This is a genomic window from Paenibacillus sp. Marseille-Q7038, assembly GCF_965111595.1.
Window position 1 is genome coordinate 371,790 of record NZ_CBCOOM010000001.1, and the last position, 17,103, is coordinate 388,892.

The following is a 17,103-nucleotide window of genomic DNA, read 5'->3' on the forward strand; positions in this document are numbered from 1 at the left end:
ATAACGGAACTAGATAAACAAGAGTTTTACAAGGTGAAACCTATCACGGATCAGTGTAGAAATGTGGAAGTCCGTGCAGTGGTGAACGGGATGAATCCCGGTTCGATTTATGTAGATCATGGGACGGATGTTACTGCCGCTATGATTTGGATCCAAGGTCAGTCCGGGTTTCATATAGTCGGAGATCCTAGAAGTGAATCTTTCTTGACGCATTTAGAGACTTACATGAACAATGAAGTTGAACCTAGACTCAAAAAGTTGAATATGGATGGTGTGGAAATAAGTGTGGAAAATGATCGTTGGGCCGAAACACTGCAAACTATATTTAAAAAGCGAATCCTATTAAATGCTAATCAATATGTGTTCAAAATGAATGAAAAAGACGGAAAACAAAGTAGTAATCATATGCAAGATACGATGATTCATAGAATAGATCGAGATTTATTTGAATCTAGCGGATTTAATAATAAATCATTCCTCGAACAGAAGATCGCTATGTTCTGGGAATCGAAAGAACAATTCTTTGAGCACGGTTTTGGATATATGGCAGAACATAATCATAATGTGATAAGTGTATGTTTTTCTGCTTTTGTAGATGGCCACACGCATGCGGTAGATATAGAAACACTAGTTGAGTATAGAAATAAACAGGTCGGAACAGCAGTAGCGGAAGCATATATGGAAGAGTGCAAACATAAGGGAGTAAAACCATATTGGGATTGTACGCCAGAGAATGTGGGTTCATTGCGCCTGGCTGAAAAGATGGGAATGTCTCTTTCCTTCGATTATCGGATTTTCTGGTATAACATCACCTAAATATAGGGAGGCCATTAACATGATAGACATGAAGCAGATCTTTCTTATTACTGATATTTCTGGGTATTCCCCTCAAATCAGCCGGTTACTATCGATGATGAACTATGTCAGATTTACTACTATAGAAGAGGTAAAGGATTTAACCGTTCAAGAGTTAGATTTTTTAATGGATTCCAAGAGTAATTCGATTGGTGCCTTGTTATTACATTTTGCAGCGGTGGAATATGCTTACCAGGTGGGTACGTTTGAGAAAAGAGGATTGAATGAGGAAGAAACAGCGATCTGGGGCGCAGCACTCCGCCTTGGAGAAGAAGGCCGAAATAAAATTAAGGGAAATGAACTAAGCTATTATATCGAAAAGCTACAATCAGTGAGGCAACGAACGTATGAATTATTTAAAACAGTAACGGATGAATGGCTCTATACAGAAGAAGAATTTTGGGCTCAGCAACAAGCCAATTATTATTTTATGTGGTTTCATGTATTCGAAGATGAGATCAATCATAGAGGCCAGATTAGAATGATAAGAAAAAGAATGGATAAGTAAATAGGTACGAATAAAAGTTGATTTTGCGGGGTTTTTCTCAGCGGAATCAACTTTTTTATTTGTCTTTACTGGGGAACAGAAAAGAGTAAGAATCAATAAATCATACATAACTTAATTTAATTAATGTCAAGTAAAATGTTTTAAATTATTTTAAGGGGTTTAAATCTAGAACAAGCAAGCATCACTAAGATATCAAAAATTAAAAAAATATGAAAAACAAAAAGTGAGAATCTCAAGGAGGAATTTATCATGTTAAACAAAAATACAAACAATTTGGAAAATGTAAAGAAAACGGACAAGGTAGACGCAAATGAAAGAATCGTAGGTTCATTTAGAACAGAAGAAGAAGCAAGCCGCGCTATTGAGCAGTTGAAATCGGAAGGTTTCCGTACAGAAGATATTTCAGTAATTGCAAAAGATAAAAAAGATATGAAAGCAATTAGTGAAGAGACAGGAACGAAAGCTCCTGAAGGTGTAGCAACAGGTGCAACAGCAGGCGGATTGGTCGGCGGAATCGCTGGTCTATTAGCAGGACTTGGAATCATGGCTATTCCTGTATTTGGTCCAATTATGGTAGCAGGTCCAATCGCAGTAACACTTACAGGTACTGCTGTTGGTGCAGGTGCCGGCGGACTCGTGGGCGGTTTGATTGGTCTCGGTATTCCAGAAGAAGACGCGAAGGAATATGAGTCTAATGTTAAAGAGGGTCAAATCTTGGTGCTGGTGGAAGAAAACGCGGGTAATAAAACAAATGTACACGATATCTTCCGTAATAATAACGCTACAAATGCGCACCTCTTTAATAAAAAACAAGGAGTACGTAATTCCTCGGTAACAGCTACTCCGGATACGACAGGTGCTAATCTTGATCGTAGAAGTGCCGATCTAGATCGAAAAGTTACAGCTGAGAATGTGGGCACTGGCCGTTTTGACTCAGGTGAAGATGAAAAGACAATGCGTCTTCGTGAAGAACAACTGGACGTGTCTAAAAACAAGTCTAAAGTTGGCGAAGTAGAAGTTCATAAAGAAGTTGTTGAAGAGCAGAAAACCATTAATGTTCCTGTAAATCATGAAGAAGTCGTAATAGAACGCAAAGCAGTTACTGATAATACGACAAACGAACCTATTGGAAAAGATGAGAGCATTCGTATTCCAGTAAGTGAAGAACAAGTAGAAGTAAATAAACGTAATGTAGTAACAGGAGAAGTGGAAGTTCACAAAGAAACCGTTCAAGATACAGAACAAGTAAAAGATACGGTGAAACGCGAAGAAGCTCGTATTTCCCGTGAAGGTGAACCAGCAGTGAATGGAGATTTGGATACAAATAATGGGCGTGAAGCACTTAACCGTGGAACGGTAAGTGACAATACAATCAACCGTCCAAGACGCTAATCTTGGTACAATGAACGGAAAATAAAGAAATAAACAAACCCGATGAGTCTTGTACTCATCGGGTTTTTTACTGTAGAAAGAGTCATTACAACTTATATTCATAAATAGGAACTACAATCACAATTAGTTATTCAGTTATTCGATGTACTTAAGTTGACTGCAGCCTCATTTTTAACGAATTTAACAAATAGAAACCTTACCAAAGGTCCAATCACCAGTAATTGAGCAGGGTAGGCGACAATCACATTTTTTAGAATCGTCCGTCCATAGTTTACGAGGATCGAACCTTCGATGCCATTCATAATCATAGATGTAATAAGTCCGTAGACCGACATGCAGAGCACCATACCTATAACCATACAAGTAGATGTAGCGAGAATGACATATAGCGTCTTGGATTTATCATAAGGCAATGAAAATGCGGCTTTTCGAGCAATAGGTCCAACAATAAAAGATTCTACTAAAAAAGCAATGACGAATGTTAAAGCAAATTGTGATAAAATACCAGAAATAGGTAATGTGGTTAACAAACCATTCAAATACATGTTGTAAAAGAACATGACACATACCATTCCAAAACACATCATTAATCCAAAAATAATTCCTTCTTTTTTGTTACTAGGCAATTTCTTTTTCTTCCTTTCGTTTTGCAGATAAGCTTTAGTATAGTGACATAAAAATTTCTTAGTAAGTGAACATTTTGTGAATTTTAACACGGAATTTATAATTTTTTTATTAACTCGGTTGATCGGTGTAAATTAAACTCGTTTTTAATCATGGAGAAGAAGGTGTGAATGATGGATCAATATACCCATCTCGGCGTATATGGCATACTCGTGAAAGATGATCGAATCTTGCTCGTCCAAAAATCGAGAGGTCCGCATAAGGGGAAATGGGATCTTCCCGGTGGATCGATTGAGTTTGGTGAAGAGCCTCTGTTTACGCTAAAGAGAGAGTTCCAAGAAGAGACAGGAATTGAAGAGTTAGAGGCGGTTATTCATAGTGCTCCGTCATATACTCTTATTCATCCGTTTAGAAAAGATCAGCTAGAGGAAATGCATCACATCGGGATCATTTACAAAGTGAGTATAAATAATGAAAATTTCATCTTGAAGACAAGTGGAGATGGTCATGATTCTCTTGGAGCAAGGTGGATCTGTAGGGATGAATTTATTGAACTGGAAGTCACACCGTTTGTAGAAGGAATAAGGGGGGAGATTTTATGAAATATAAAGCTGTAGTTCTAGATTTGGATGGAACATTATTAAACACAGATAAAAAAATATCGGATCGAAACAAGCAAGCGGTTCTTGACTGTCATGAGCAAGGGATGAAAATCATTTTTGCTACGGCAAGACCTCCAAGGACGGTCACTTCTTTTTTACCGCAGGAGCTACAGGATATTGGAGCATTTATTTATTATAACGGTGCGGAAGTGTTATGCAGAAGAACTAACTATTTATTTTCTCATCGTATTTCTGCACTGCTCACAATGGAGATTATTGAATTTTGTTTACTTGTGGAGCCGCACGCTCAAGTGACGATGGAGGTCAGTGATCAGTGGTTTAGTTACAAGGAATATGATGCGATGAGCATTATGAAGGTAACGACCAATCCGCTTGTTCTGCCGTTAGAAGAATTCAAGAAAAATAAAGCAACGAAGATTTTGATAACGGGTTCTTCTGCTGAACTTAAACAAGAACTTCTTACTCGTTTTGGAGATAAAGTACATATGCTAGTCACTGACCAGAATGAATTGGTTCAGATTATGCCGCTAGATACATCGAAGGAGAGAGCAGTGCGCGAACTCTGTCAGAATTACGAGATTCCAATGGACATGGTCATCGTTTTTGGGGATGATATGAACGATTTAGGTTTGTTTAAAGAAGCAGGTTATTCGGTTGCGATGGGAAATGCAATCCCTGAACTGAAACAAATCGCAGATGAAACGACAGCTAACAACGATTTGGACGGGGTAGCAATAGTACTTGAACAATATATAGTAAAGAACGCACCTTTGGTGTAACGGATTCTCATTTGAAAGGGGAATTAAAGATATGCCATGGCCAATGGTCCATTTTGCTGTAGCGAATGAAATATATGATGGGCAGGTATCACCGGCTTTCTTACTCGGAAGTATTGCACCGGATGCAATTCATGCAAGGGAAGGGGCAACACGGGAAGAGAAAATGCGGTCTCATTTTGTTGTAGATGATTGTTTTGCTGATACAACGCTACTTACTAGTAAATACCTGGAGTATATCGGTCTCAGTGAGGATCCATTGTGGAAAACCTATGTAGCAGGGTATATCATACATATCTTTACGGATGAACGATGGACGGCAACACTTTATGATGATTTTGAGCGCAAAGTTCGGAAAGATCCGGTGGAGATTCGGAGGATTTACAATGAAGAAGTAAGCCAGCTGGAGTACGATCTTCTGCGGAACAGTTCCTGGGTGGATGTCATCATAACCAAACTTGAGACAGCTAATGGATTTGAGATGGCCCCTTTTATGAGTGCGAATGAAGTAGAAAAATACCGTGATATGAAGCTCGATTGGTTGAAGGATCCGATGAATGAACCGGGAATTGAGCTGGTTTATTTTACAGAAGACAAGGTTCATGACTTTATTAAGAAAACGGCGGATGAGGCGAAAGAACTTCTCACAGCTTGGGAAGCGTTAGAAAAACGGACGGTAAAGGGCTGAACCATCACGTCATCACTTGCCTGCGTTATACAATGGGAATAATTGCTTGATCAACTAGGGCTGTAAAGTTTAGGATAGATATACAGAAAACATGTTTCTGATACAACGATGAGGGACTGAACTTGATGACGCAGCTAAGAATAGCAGATATGATGAAAGCTTATGCTGAAGATGCCGTGGAATTTGCGGATCAGATGGACGTAAAACTAGACTATAGTGAAACGAGCTTGAAGGCTCTTGATTTGATCCTCCAGAAATTCCATGATGAGCTTCCCAAGGGATGGAGAAAGATTTTTAATAAAGGACCTTCGGAAGAACAGATCGCCTACATGGCAAAGATGTGGGGTAGCTACCTGGGAGAAATTATAGTCAGATACCTTGGTGGAGAATGGAAAGCTAGCGAACTGGCGGATGATACGATTGCGTTACAAATAGGGGAAGCAGAGCTATATCCTCCTTCTAGAGTGTACAGAAGAATAATGAATGGGGCAGAAGATAGCGTCGAAGATTATTATAAAATTGTAAAACTTGAACAGGATTCAGTCAGTGTGTGATCCGATCTAGAAACGTAAAGAACATGGAACCGATATCTGATTCATGTTCTTTTTTTATGAGAAGGCTCCATGGTGGAAAAGAATCAAGAGATATATTATTACAAGATATAGTATAATCGTGTTTTACTATAGTAACGAGACATGACATCTGGGGGCGTACATAAGGAATATGAACAAGAAAAAACTTGCTGTTATTATTGGTGTTCTACTTGGATTACAAGTTTTGAGTAGCTACACACAGAACTGGCACCTAACTGCTTCAGGTGCGATTCCTGGAAATCACAAGATTATGATTTCTGAGGATACGGTTTATGGTAAGGCTGCGATCTATGAAGATACCATGAATAATACGTTCGGAGCCGTTAAACTCAGAGAAAAATTAGGGTTATTTTATGAATTTGGTGGTCATGCAGTAAAAGAATCCCCAGATCGAGACATGCCTTTTGAGGCGGTAGGATTTGAAAATGATGTAAAAGAAGATGACAGCTATGTTGTCGGCGTTAAAGTCAATCGCGACTCTAATATTGCCTCAGTATCACTTGGAAATCACAAGAGAATCACATACTATAATGAACCCTATGAGTTCAGTATGAAGGACATCGAGGCCCATCCAGATCAGTATCTTGTCGAAGAAGTGAAGGGTGGTTACGCACTGTTCGTCATGGATGAGTACACACATGAAGGGTGGACCATAAGAGGTTTTGATAAGGAAGGGAATATGGTTGCTGACAAATTGTTCTCTGCCCAGCCGCGGTATACGAACTGGTAAAGATCATGAATACCCAGGATTTTAAAGCATGAATAATAGCAAAATCTGAAAGGGGTAGGGGATGGAAACTTTTTTTCGATATAACTGGATCGTAAGAGAACAATGGTACGAGTGGTGTGAAGATCTGCCGGAAGAAGAATTGTTACGTCCCCGAACGGGAGGAGTCGGAAGCATTTTACAGACGCTTTTTCATATCATAGATGTAGAGTGGAGCTGGATTCGAATACTTCAAGGTAAACCGGATGATCAGGAGAATTTTAATGAATACGCTACACTTCAGAAGATAAGGGAGCTCGATCAGCGATACAAACCTGAAGTGGAAGTGTTCGTAGCTGCGTGGAACGATTCCATGGAGACAAGACTGTTCTACGACCAAAAATCTGATAGCAATGTGGAAGACACATGGGGCGAAGTAGTGCGCCATATTATTGCACATCAGATTCACCATATGGGACAACTATCTGTTTGGGCAAGAGAAAAAGGGATTGAGAAGAATCCAATTTCTCCTAACGTGATAGGTAAAAATCTAATTACAGTTCATCCAAAATGAGAGGGGAAATCTACATGGAACAATGGGAATACAAAACGATAAAATATAAGACGGGTGGATTCATGGGAGGGAAGGTAGATACGGAAGAGTTCGGACAGCTATTAAATGAACACGGACTGGACGGCTGGGAACTCGTATCCTGCTTTGATACAAGTATTTCGCAAGGCGGATCGAAAGATGTGATCGTCGTTTTTAAGAGAAGAAAATCACTCTAATTAACAATCGTTTCTCTTAATCGGAGATGGTCTCTTTTGATATTATCTGATCGTAGACCTGGTAGTAAAAAGGAGCACCGATAATGAGAAGAACAGCAAATATGAGCATTAAATTTCGAAATAGTTTTACGGTCTTTTCTTTCTTCGCATACAGCCAAAAAGGAAAACAAATACAAGCAGCTAGTAGAAAAAATATCTCAGCAACAACGATCACTAGTGCGTAATCCTCAAGATTCATCACTTTACCTCCACTTTTTTAACCCATTATAGTTTAATTCTCTCGATTGTGCGACAATAATTCTCCAAGCAGGGGGCTAGCAGATGAAATTCAAAGCGATATTTCTCGATTTCTATGGCACCTTAGTACATGAAGACGATGATATTCTTCCTCTTATTTATGATGAAGTGAAACGCTTTAGCTCAGATGATATAGAAGTAAGTCACATTGGGAAGTATTGGTCCACCGCATTCTTTGACCTGTCGAGAGAAAGTTATGGCGACTCGTTTATCACTCAAAGGGAGATTGGTATTCGATCTTTAACGGATACAGCCCGTAATTTCAATTCAACTTGTATAGCCGAAGATATCATTCAGACTCAGTTTAATCACTGGATTCAGCCCCGATTATACGAGGATACTCTGCCTTTTTTGAAATCGATTATAGGAAACCCGGTTTACATTCTATCCAATATTGATCGAAACGATATTATCGCTGCCTTGAGCTTTCATGGGCTCTCCGTAACAGACGTAATTACAAGTGAAGATGTGAGATCTTATAAACCAAGAACAGAATTATTTGAAGAGGGTCTGCGCAGAAGTGGATGTACAGCAGATGAAGTTATTCATATAGGGGATTCACTTACGAGTGACATCGAGGGAGCTCAGCGCCTTGGAATAAAAGCAATCTGGATCAATAGACTTGGTAGAAAGCTGCCGGATCACGTTAGACCAGATTACATATATATTCAAAATTTAAGTGAAGTTCATTTGGAAGCTTTAGAATAAAAACAAAAGGGATACCCGATGAACGGGATCCCTTCTTTTTAAGGCTTATAATCTGCTAAAAAAACTTTGAGTTGTTCTGTTGGCATAGGGCGCCCTCTAAGATAGCCTTGAATTTCATGACATCCCAGTTTACACAGCAAGGAAAATTGTTGCTCCGTTTCTACACCCTCTGCGATAACTTTCATACCTAGTCGATCTGCTAATTCAATAATGGTCTGTACAACTTTTACTTCATTAACGTTCATTGCAATGTCTTGAATGAGGGAACGGTCAATTTTGATATATTTGAATGGAAACCGATTTAACATACTTAGTGAAGAGAATCCAGTGCCGAAATCATCGATAGACAGTGATACACCCAGCTCTACCAGAGCACGGCAGATTTCCAGTGATTTTTTCGAATCAAATATTGCCGTTCTTTCGGTGATTTCAAGACCTACATTCCGCGGAGAAAGCTCATGTTGCTGGAGTAGCTCCGCAATTCGTTCTGCAAACAAAGGTTCTCTGAGTTGATGCGCAGATAAATTAACAGAAACCAAGATTTCAGCGTACCCCTCATCCACTAACTGCTTCGTTTGTTTAAAGGCAGCATTGAGAACCCAATCACCAATGGATTTTATCATTCCTGTATCCTCGGCGATCGGTATAAATTGAGCGGGTGAAACGAATCCCAGTTCTGGTGAATTCCATCGAATTAAAGCCTCTAACCCAACGATACGATTTGTACGTGTATCGATCTGCGGCTGATAATATAATGTGAATTCATTTTTCGCAAGAGCCGTGCTGAGACCATTCACGATGGTTAAGTTTCGTTCGGCCATGGCTTTTAAATTAGGAGTATATGAATAATACTGGTTACGTCCTGCTTGTTTTGCAGCGTACATAGCAGTGTCTGAACTGCTATACAAGGCTTCGATGGTTGTACCGTCATCAGGCGCTATACTGATTCCGATTGATGCCGTAACGGTGTATGGCTTTCCAAAGATATGAACGGGCTGCTGTAGAGACGATAAAAGTTTATTAGCGTAACGAATGGCCTCATCACTATGGCTCACAGGCGCGGTTATGGCGAATTCATCTCCACCCAGCCGGGATACGACGGCAGAGGAGGGCATAATTTTGCGGATTTGAGCTGCGACATGCTGAAGTAAAAAATCTCCAGCCGAGTGTCCAAGCGTATCATTGATCCATTTAAATTGATCGAGATCTACCATAATAACAACAGTTTTTTGATCATCAGCGTTTTGGAGTGACTGTTCTAAATTTTCCATGAAATGAAGCCGATTACCAAGACCCGTCAAATTATCCTCATAAGCTAGTTTTTGCAGCTTTGCCTCAGCACTCTTCGTTGTAGTGATATCACGTGTAACCAAATAGCAAAAAATCTGATCATCAATATCCAAATAGGCGGTGTCAATTTCCACGATCTTTATTTCGTTTTCGAAATTAATGATTTTCTGTTCGATATGAATCGGCGTCATCGTGTCAAAGCTCTTCTTATATAATTCTTTTATCATGTGCTGCTCTTCTTCAGGAATTAGGGAGATTAGATCAATTCCTTCTTCGGGAATTGTATTCGAAATTCCAACCGATTTCCGAAAAGAGTCATTTATTTCTACAGCGAATCCTAAATCGTTTACTAGTGCAATCCCTTGTCTTGATAAAGAAAACAGAACTTCGAACCGACGATTAGGGGAAGCAAGAAAGTCATAGTGAATCATGGCAGAACGAATATAATAAGCCCAAATCAAAATACAATAGGCGGGCATGATTTCATAAGGGAGTACTCTAAAAAGAGTCTCAGAGCCAAATGAATCTTTAAATAAGGAAAACACTGCCCAAAAGGCAGCCCATAATAGACAGAGGACGAGCCCTCGTTTGATTTTATGCATACGAAGATGTTCTTTTTGCGACCATTTCTTATCCCTTCGCTGCCGATTACCAATCCATAAAAAGAGAAACAACATCAAAAAATTATACCCTGCAATTCCCATGATCATGATCACCAGGTAGATATCCAGATGTTCAGAACGCCAAAATATACTTTGTGTACTGGACACAAAGGCTTCAGGGGGATTCATTAAGACTGGAAAGATGCCCATCGACGGGACTAAACAAAGTAAATGTCGGAATAACGGTTTTATTCGTATTTTACTAACCATGCTGTAGAGATAAAGGCCGAGTGTCATTGTTACAAAAGCACTGATGTATTTTACATACATCGTTACGTATAAACCAGATTCCATGGGCAACGTTTTTGCCCAGAACCCTCCTAGAAAAAATAAACTGAGTGAAAACAGTAATAACATACTTAAGCGATTTAATGTACTAGGAGGATTTTTGAAATAAACTTCAATTCCCATGGCGAATAAAATTAAAAATGGAATAAATAAGAATAAAATTTGTAGGATCATGTTGTACATTACCATCGCTCCATCTACTAGACTTCATTAACTCTTATTCAAGCGGCAAGATTCTATTTTACAGTATATAACAGGTTAATAGATAAAAAGGTTGAATATTCATTATAGATGTGGAATCATAAACTATAATAATTGGAAAATAAACCTAATACTAATTGAAATGAATGGGGAGAATTCATTAATGAAAAAGAGACGGTATACAACAAAGCTCTCCCAAAAAGAATGCATATCCTTTATTAAAGATAATATTGATTTTATTCGCTTTGATTTTTATAATGAATCCTTTCGTGGATGGACAAAGTTCGGCATTTTTAGTATTTCGTATAACGATGGGGAACACAATAGGAGAAGAATTGTCCGTAATAAGGCGGTAGGCCGGATTTCTGTAAAAGAGGGAATAACTCATGTTCGTTTTCGTCTATATAAAGGATGGACCGACATTTTTTCTCTTATGTACACGATGTTGCTTTTTTCATGTATGAATTTATTTATGGGTCCTCCGTTTATTTCGGAAATGTTTTTCTTTAGTGTAACCCTGATACCTGCGATTATGGTTTTATATTCCTGGTTATACACGATTTTATCAGAAGATGGCCATTCCAATGAGGCGATTTTACTTGCTTATGTGGAGCGAATATTCGAACTGGAACCGGAGATGAAAGAGTGAAATTGATAAGTGAAAGAATCAAGAGAAAGAAATACTTCTTCATTTTTGCAATCGTAATAAGTTGTACGGTTGCTACGCTTTATTATCATCGGGATCTACCCTTCCATCACAATATAGAGGCAGTAATCTATGCTCCAGGTACGACATTTGAGAAAAAGACAATGATAACACTGGATGGGGAAAAATACAGAAGATTATCGGGAAAGCACCGAATTACAGGAGAGATTATGGTGGACCAAGAGTGGTCATATCACTTTACTGCTGATTTGGACGAAAATCAGTACGTATATATGATTCCTTATTATGATGAGGGTGGGAATCAGCGTACGCTTGGTGTAATTCATATATCCAAAGATGTAGACCAGGTATGGTTGAAATCAAGTGAACTTAATAGCCGTTATCAGCTTGATGATGGGTATGTCTATGGTCCGGCAAGGTCAAAAAGAGATGTGAGTGATTCGTTAACGAAGATGCTTTATGGTGAGTAAGCAGCGTAGACTACCCTATTAGAAGTATAAGGAGAGAAATGGTATTGTTTGTTATCTCATTAGTGTTTGCATTTTTAATAGGCGTATTAAGTGTGAAGTTTGGAATGGATAATTCAAAACAAAGTAAATACAACGAGGAAATGCTTCAAGAGCTTAGGGATATTAAAGAATTACTTGAGCAAAGAAGAGAAAAGTAGAGTATAGGTCACAGCGCGATGATACATACAGCAAGAAGGAACATACAGGAGGATTTTACACAATGGATGGAACAACACCAATTCCGTGGAGAAGATATTTTGCTAGAATGTTTGATTATGTGCTTCACGCTGCTCTTTTTTTATCTCTATGGGCAGTGATCGATGAACCAAGTCTCATACGGCTAATGGAACAACACAGTTCCGCGACCATTGATTTTGTAATGCTTTTCGTGTGGATTATGATTGAAGGATGCTATATGAATATTTTCAAAACAACACCAGGCAAGAAACTCCTTCATATTCAAGTTGTTCATGCAGATGGAAGTCCAATTGGCAGATATGAAGCTTTTGTCCGTGCACGAATGGTATGGTATCGAGGAATGGGGATGGGTATCGGAATCTTGCAGCTGATTGCAGGTGTGATCGGATATAGAAGATTAACTAGAAAGGGTTATACCAGTTGGGATGATGATCTGAGGCTTACTGTGAGGCATGGCAGGATTGATACGTACCGGGTTATTCTTTACACGATAATCGTTAGTATTTGTTTCTTTTGGCTGATCTTTTTATTTGTGAGGTATACCCTAGCAATGAATTAGAATAAAACGGTGGTTTAGGTCAGCAATGTACCGTATGATATGAACAGGGTAGACGAATATCTTTATAGGAAAAGAGAGGGATACACCGTATTCATGAAAATTACGATTGATTTAACAAAAGAAGATTACTGGAATATGAATAAGTTTGTCATGTTCCATATTCCGAAATACCGAAACTTGTTGATGCTCACATTCATCAGCCTGCCGATCATTATCATGGCAATGCTCCGTTTCGTACTGGGCTATTCGTGGGCAGCTTCTATTATTATCGGAATACTAGTGAGTGCATTATCTGCGTTTTATATGATTTTTTCGATCAAACGCAAAGTTATGAGACTTGTAAAAACAAACGCTGGAACGGTCGGTAAACATACTATTGAACTACATGGGGAAGGTATGTACGAAGCCACTGAATACAATAATCTCCAATATTCCTGGAAAGAGATCGAAGCTATTAAATCAGATAAGGACTATATTTATATTTTCGTCAATAGTGTTCAGGCGATCAACATTCCTAAACGTGATTTTGCGGATAATGAACAAGAGCAGGCATTTGTACATCAACTGGAACAATATACTCATAAGAAAATATCTTAATAAACAAGGACCAAGAGCGATTATAAAGCTTTTGGTCCTTTTTTGTGATTTTATACAGGATAGTCGCATCTCGGTCACGAAAGAGAAAACAAAGAACCTCGTCATTTACGTAATTAGGAAGTCATAAAGTAAATAGATCGATCAAGAACACAGTTTGAGATAGGGACGATTCCAAAGGAGGAATGAACGATGGAACAAACCACATCAAGCATGACTTTTTTTCGTGACAGCCTAAAGGTACAGGTGTATAGAGACCGCAGACAGATGGGAGTAGATGCAGCTGTTCTTGTGGCAGATCAGATGAGAAATCTGCTTCAAAAGCAGGAGCGAATCCGGATGATTTTTGCTGCAGCTCCTTCTCAAAATGAATTTTTGGATGCCCTGGGAAAAGCGGAGGGAATCGACTGGAGACGAATTGAGGCCTTTCATATGGATGAATATGTAGGATTGTCGGAGTCTGCTTCACAGCGGTTTGGTCTTTTTTTGAAACGTGGTTTGTTTGATCGGGTCCCGTTCGGAAATGTTCATTATATCAACCCATCTAAGGATGCAGAGGAAGAGTGCATTCGGTATACGAAACTGCTGACTGCTTCTCCTGTAGATATTGTCTGTATGGGGATTGGAGAGAACGGACATATCGCTTTCAACGATCCGCCGGTTGCAGATTTTTCTGATCCCGTCTGGATGAAGCGTGTAGAACTTGATGAGGCATGCCGAGAACAACAGGTGAATGATGGATGTTTTGCGAGTCTGGATCAAGTTCCGACCCATGCGTTAACCCTTACCATTCCAGCGTTGTTGTCGGGAAAATGTATCTACTGTATGGTTCCAGGCCCGCTTAAACGGGCAGCCGTTACAGCAACCTTAACAGGACCTATAGAAACAAGTTGCCCTGCTTCTATACTGCGAACGCATCAAGGAGCAATTTTATACCTAGATGAGGCGTCATATGATTCTGAGCTGGGTCTTGGAAGGATTGATCCTAATCGATGAGTGAATATAGCGGTGCGGCTGTGGAAGGAATTCACTACAGGACAGGGGAGAGAATTAGACTCTCCTTTAAAGATGGAAAGATCAGTGAAATCAAAGTCTTATCTAACACTCAAGATAAACGTAATGCTACAAGCCATTCTCTTCATGAGATAAAGAAGGAGCCTAGACTTCCTCTAATTGGTCCGGGACTCGTTGATCTGCAGATTAATGGATTCCAAGGCTACGATTTCAATGATCCGCATCTGACTCCAGAAACAGTTAAGTCGGTAACCAGGTTACTGCGGCAGCAAGGCGTGACATCCTATTATCCGACGCTGATTACAGAAAGCTCAGAACATATTGAGCAAGCTCTTCGCGCGATAGCTGTAGCCTGTGCGGAGGATCTAGAAGTGGCAAATACAATAACCGGAATTCATATAGAAGGCCCTTATATCTCGCCTAAGGATGGTGCTAGGGGAGCGCATGCTTTGAAGTGGGTCAGAAAGCCGGATTTTGAGGAATTTACGCAGTGGCAACAAGCTGCCAAAGGTAGAATTAAGCTAATTACACTCTCACCTGAATGGGAGAATGCAGAGGTTTTTATCCGTAAATGTGTAGCCGCAGGAACTACCGTCTCCATTGGACATACCTCTGCGTCTTCCTCTCAGATCAAGGCTGCGGTTACCGCTGGAGCATCGATGTCAACGCATTTCGGTAATGGTATACAGTCGGGGCTTCCTCGTCATCCGAATGTCCTATGGGCTCAGCTCGCAGCAGATGAATTATCGTGTTGCCTCATTGCGGATGGGTTTCATCTGCCTGAGGAGGTGCTTAAAGTAGCCATGAAGGTAAAAGGAGATCAGGCACTAATCGTAAGTGATGCTGTTGCCCTCTGCGGAATGCCGCCAGGATATTATGATACGCCTGTTGGGGGCAAAGTGGTCCTTACTCCGGAAGGTAGACTACATCTAGCTGATTCCCCCGAACTGCTTGCTGGCTCTGCACAGCTGTTGACTAGAGGGATCGAACATCTTACTAGAAGTGGGATCTGCCGTTTAGAACGTGCCTGGGATATGGCTTCTGTAATTCCCTCTTCCATGATGGGCTTATCTTCAGCACGTGGAATTGAGGTTGGTGCACCAGCGGATGTACTCCTGGCTTCCTGGGATGGGGAGCAGTTCAAGGTCCTTCGTACGTATAAAGCAGGAAAGTGCAGCGAGTAGAGCCAGACCTCTAAGAAAATCACGTTTTTTATCATGGAAGAAGTAACTACGCCCACTCTATTGTTGTTATTACATATGAGCTAATCATAAAAGGGAAAACAAAATAGAGCGGAGAGTGAGTGTCATGAGTGTGGTAGCAGGTAAACCTGCGGGATTTTGGAGACGCTTAGGAGCGTATATCTTAGATTCAGTTATTATTGGCATTTTAATGAATACATTTATCGGTTTGATAGGTAATACAGCAACAGAAGTGTTGCTCATGCTATACTTTTTGCTGCTGCCTGTGTTTTGGAATGGGTTTACTGTAGGCAAGTATCTATGTGGTATCCAAATTCGAAGAGTACTGGATAAATCACCTCCAACCGTAAAGAACATGTTACTCCGATTTTTTGTAGGATCTCTGGTGTACGCTGTTACACTCGGAATTGTTCAGATCGTTAGTGGCTATTTTGTTATAACTCGGGAAGACAAACGTTCCATTCATGACCTCATTGCCGGTACAGAGGTAGTGCGCAGATAGCTGCATATCGTCATAAGAGTTAGCAGGGGAATTCAAGGAGGATATATGCTCTCATTCATTCCATTCGCATTAATAATGATCTTAGTTTATTTGATTGTAGCTAATGTACGCAGCAAGCGAAAACAAATATCTATCATAAAACAAATATCTATCATAAAACAAATGATATCCTTTTTCTTTTTTGCATATGTTCTGGTTCTTATATGGATCACCTTTTTTCCAGTTCCTATCGATCCTGAGTTGATTAAATTTTATAGATTAAGCGGAGATGCAATACATCAAAACTGGGTTCCTTTCAGTACTATATCTTCCATGCTGAATTCTTCAAGTAATAATCTAAATTCTTTTTTGAATCTTATTGGTAATATCTTGTTATTTACTCCATTCAGTTTCTTACTATTGATTTTAAACAGAAAATTATCTGTTAAAGTAATACCACTAGGCATTTTAGTCATATTGATAATTGAAATGAGCCAACTATTGTCCTCCTACCTATACAGGTATACCTACCGTATATTTGATGTTGATGATATCATCCTGAATACGATCAGTTTATTGATCGGGGTTATCCTGTTTCGTGTCTTTCGCATAATTATAAAGAATAATACAGTACAGAGAACGTTAAGATTAGATAAATTGTACTCAAAATCACAATAAAATGATAATTCTCTTATTCTCGTATTCACTTATCTTATAACCGTGTGTTTTTATTATCTATTCACGTAGTTCTGATGCAATGCATTTACAACAAAACCGACTGCTACTATAAAAAGCAGTTGGTTTTTTTATCAGAGAGGTAACAAAACAGGCCTATGCTCCGTCCTTTACTTATAACCTTAACAGCTCATAACAACAGGT

23 protein-coding genes are annotated in these 17,103 nt (G+C 39.4%); 20 read left to right on the forward strand and 3 right to left on the reverse strand.

The window, feature by feature from the left end:
- Window positions 1-33 precede the first annotated feature (33 nt).
- From ACWPWY_RS01875 to ACWPWY_RS01885, 3 genes are all read left to right on the forward strand, one after another.
- Entirely contained in the window at window positions 34-816 is a 783-nt protein-coding gene (locus ACWPWY_RS01875) for a GNAT family N-acetyltransferase (RefSeq protein WP_454190126.1), read from the forward strand.
- A gap of 19 nt (window positions 817-835) precedes the next feature.
- A complete protein-coding gene (locus tag ACWPWY_RS01880; RefSeq protein ID WP_454190127.1) occupies window positions 836-1,363 on the forward strand; it encodes a DinB family protein in 528 nt (175 codons plus the stop codon).
- A 249-nt stretch (window positions 1,364-1,612) separates the two neighbouring features.
- Window positions 1,613-2,755, forward strand: a complete 1,143-nt coding sequence (locus tag ACWPWY_RS01885; RefSeq protein ID WP_454190128.1) for a YsnF/AvaK domain-containing protein — start codon at window positions 1,613-1,615, stop codon at window positions 2,753-2,755.
- Window positions 2,756-2,886: 131 nt separating this feature from the next.
- Here ACWPWY_RS01885 and ACWPWY_RS01890 read toward each other — a convergent pair whose 3' ends face one another.
- Window positions 2,887-3,381, reverse strand: coding sequence for a DUF2798 domain-containing protein (locus tag ACWPWY_RS01890; protein WP_454190129.1), 495 nt, complete (start codon window positions 3,379-3,381; stop codon window positions 2,887-2,889).
- Between the two features lie 168 nt (window positions 3,382-3,549).
- On the opposite strand from ACWPWY_RS01890, the gene ACWPWY_RS01895 reads away from it, so the two are divergent.
- From ACWPWY_RS01895 to ACWPWY_RS01925, 7 genes are all read left to right on the forward strand, one after another.
- Window positions 3,550-3,981 (forward strand): NUDIX domain-containing protein, encoded by a 432-nt coding sequence (locus ACWPWY_RS01895; protein WP_454190130.1) that lies wholly within the window; start codon window positions 3,550-3,552, stop codon window positions 3,979-3,981.
- A complete protein-coding gene (locus ACWPWY_RS01900; protein WP_454190131.1) occupies window positions 3,978-4,781 on the forward strand; it encodes an HAD family hydrolase in 804 nt (267 codons plus the stop codon). Before ACWPWY_RS01895 ends, ACWPWY_RS01900 begins: the two co-directional genes overlap by 4 nt.
- Before the next feature lie 31 nt (window positions 4,782-4,812).
- Window positions 4,813-5,466: a hypothetical protein gene (locus ACWPWY_RS01905; RefSeq protein ID WP_454190132.1), complete on the forward strand. Its 654-nt coding sequence runs from the start codon at window positions 4,813-4,815 to the stop codon at window positions 5,464-5,466.
- A 125-nt stretch (window positions 5,467-5,591) separates the two neighbouring features.
- Entirely contained in the window at window positions 5,592-6,020 is a 429-nt protein-coding gene (locus ACWPWY_RS01910; RefSeq protein ID WP_454190133.1) for a hypothetical protein, read from the forward strand.
- Window positions 6,021-6,189: 169 nt separating this feature from the next.
- Window positions 6,190-6,789 (forward strand): hypothetical protein, encoded by a 600-nt coding sequence (locus ACWPWY_RS01915; RefSeq protein WP_454190134.1) that lies wholly within the window; start codon window positions 6,190-6,192, stop codon window positions 6,787-6,789.
- 61 nt (window positions 6,790-6,850) lie between these two features.
- Entirely contained in the window at window positions 6,851-7,339 is a 489-nt protein-coding gene (locus ACWPWY_RS01920; protein WP_454190135.1) for a DinB family protein, read from the forward strand.
- 14 nt (window positions 7,340-7,353) lie between these two features.
- Entirely contained in the window at window positions 7,354-7,554 is a 201-nt protein-coding gene (locus ACWPWY_RS01925; RefSeq protein WP_454190136.1) for a DUF4177 domain-containing protein, read from the forward strand.
- Between the two features lie 16 nt (window positions 7,555-7,570).
- Here the strand turns inward: ACWPWY_RS01925 and ACWPWY_RS01930 are convergent, their stop codons facing one another.
- Window positions 7,571-7,792 (reverse strand): hypothetical protein, encoded by a 222-nt coding sequence (locus ACWPWY_RS01930; RefSeq protein ID WP_454190137.1) that lies wholly within the window; start codon window positions 7,790-7,792, stop codon window positions 7,571-7,573.
- Window positions 7,793-7,875: 83 nt separating this feature from the next.
- Here ACWPWY_RS01930 and ACWPWY_RS01935 point away from each other — a divergent pair, with 83 nt between their 5' ends.
- The gene (locus ACWPWY_RS01935) at window positions 7,876-8,559 is read left to right on the forward strand and encodes an HAD family hydrolase (protein WP_454190138.1); all 684 of its coding nucleotides are present in this window, start codon (window positions 7,876-7,878) and stop codon (window positions 8,557-8,559) included.
- Window positions 8,560-8,597: 38 nt separating this feature from the next.
- Here ACWPWY_RS01935 and ACWPWY_RS01940 read toward each other — a convergent pair whose 3' ends face one another.
- Window positions 8,598-10,982 (reverse strand): putative bifunctional diguanylate cyclase/phosphodiesterase, encoded by a 2,385-nt coding sequence (locus ACWPWY_RS01940; RefSeq protein WP_454190139.1) that lies wholly within the window; start codon window positions 10,980-10,982, stop codon window positions 8,598-8,600.
- A gap of 181 nt (window positions 10,983-11,163) precedes the next feature.
- Between ACWPWY_RS01940 and ACWPWY_RS01945 the strand changes: the two genes are divergently transcribed.
- The 9 genes from ACWPWY_RS01945 (at window position 11,164) to ACWPWY_RS01985 (ending at window position 16,902) form a co-directional block, all read left to right on the forward strand.
- Window positions 11,164-11,649 (forward strand): hypothetical protein, encoded by a 486-nt coding sequence (locus ACWPWY_RS01945; RefSeq protein WP_454190140.1) that lies wholly within the window; start codon window positions 11,164-11,166, stop codon window positions 11,647-11,649.
- On the forward strand, window positions 11,646-12,137 hold the full coding sequence (locus ACWPWY_RS01950) for a hypothetical protein (protein WP_454190141.1): 492 nt from the start codon (window positions 11,646-11,648) through the stop codon (window positions 12,135-12,137). The genes ACWPWY_RS01945 and ACWPWY_RS01950 overlap by 4 nt, the downstream gene beginning before the upstream one ends.
- Window positions 12,138-12,181: 44 nt before the next feature.
- Window positions 12,182-12,334: a hypothetical protein gene (locus tag ACWPWY_RS01955; RefSeq protein WP_454190142.1), complete on the forward strand. Its 153-nt coding sequence runs from the start codon at window positions 12,182-12,184 to the stop codon at window positions 12,332-12,334.
- 62 nt (window positions 12,335-12,396) lie between these two features.
- Window positions 12,397-12,933 carry an RDD family protein gene (locus tag ACWPWY_RS01960; RefSeq protein WP_454190143.1) on the forward strand — a complete coding sequence of 179 codons (537 nt, stop codon included), beginning with the start codon at window positions 12,397-12,399 and terminating at the stop codon, window positions 12,931-12,933.
- Window positions 12,934-13,026: 93 nt separating this feature from the next.
- Window positions 13,027-13,530 (forward strand): YcxB family protein, encoded by a 504-nt coding sequence (locus ACWPWY_RS01965; RefSeq protein ID WP_454190144.1) that lies wholly within the window; start codon window positions 13,027-13,029, stop codon window positions 13,528-13,530.
- Between the two features lie 189 nt (window positions 13,531-13,719).
- The gene (locus ACWPWY_RS01970; RefSeq protein ID WP_454190145.1) at window positions 13,720-14,523 is read left to right on the forward strand and encodes a glucosamine-6-phosphate deaminase; all 804 of its coding nucleotides are present in this window, start codon (window positions 13,720-13,722) and stop codon (window positions 14,521-14,523) included.
- Window positions 14,520-15,725 (forward strand): N-acetylglucosamine-6-phosphate deacetylase, encoded by a 1,206-nt coding sequence (locus ACWPWY_RS01975; RefSeq protein WP_454190146.1) that lies wholly within the window; start codon window positions 14,520-14,522, stop codon window positions 15,723-15,725. Before ACWPWY_RS01970 ends, ACWPWY_RS01975 begins: the two co-directional genes overlap by 4 nt.
- Window positions 15,726-15,849: 124 nt before the next feature.
- The gene (locus tag ACWPWY_RS01980) at window positions 15,850-16,245 is read left to right on the forward strand and encodes an RDD family protein (RefSeq protein WP_454190147.1); all 396 of its coding nucleotides are present in this window, start codon (window positions 15,850-15,852) and stop codon (window positions 16,243-16,245) included.
- A gap of 162 nt (window positions 16,246-16,407) precedes the next feature.
- On the forward strand, window positions 16,408-16,902 hold the full coding sequence (locus ACWPWY_RS01985) for a VanZ family protein (protein WP_454192766.1): 495 nt from the start codon (window positions 16,408-16,410) through the stop codon (window positions 16,900-16,902).
- Window positions 16,903-17,103: the final 201 nt, after the last annotated feature.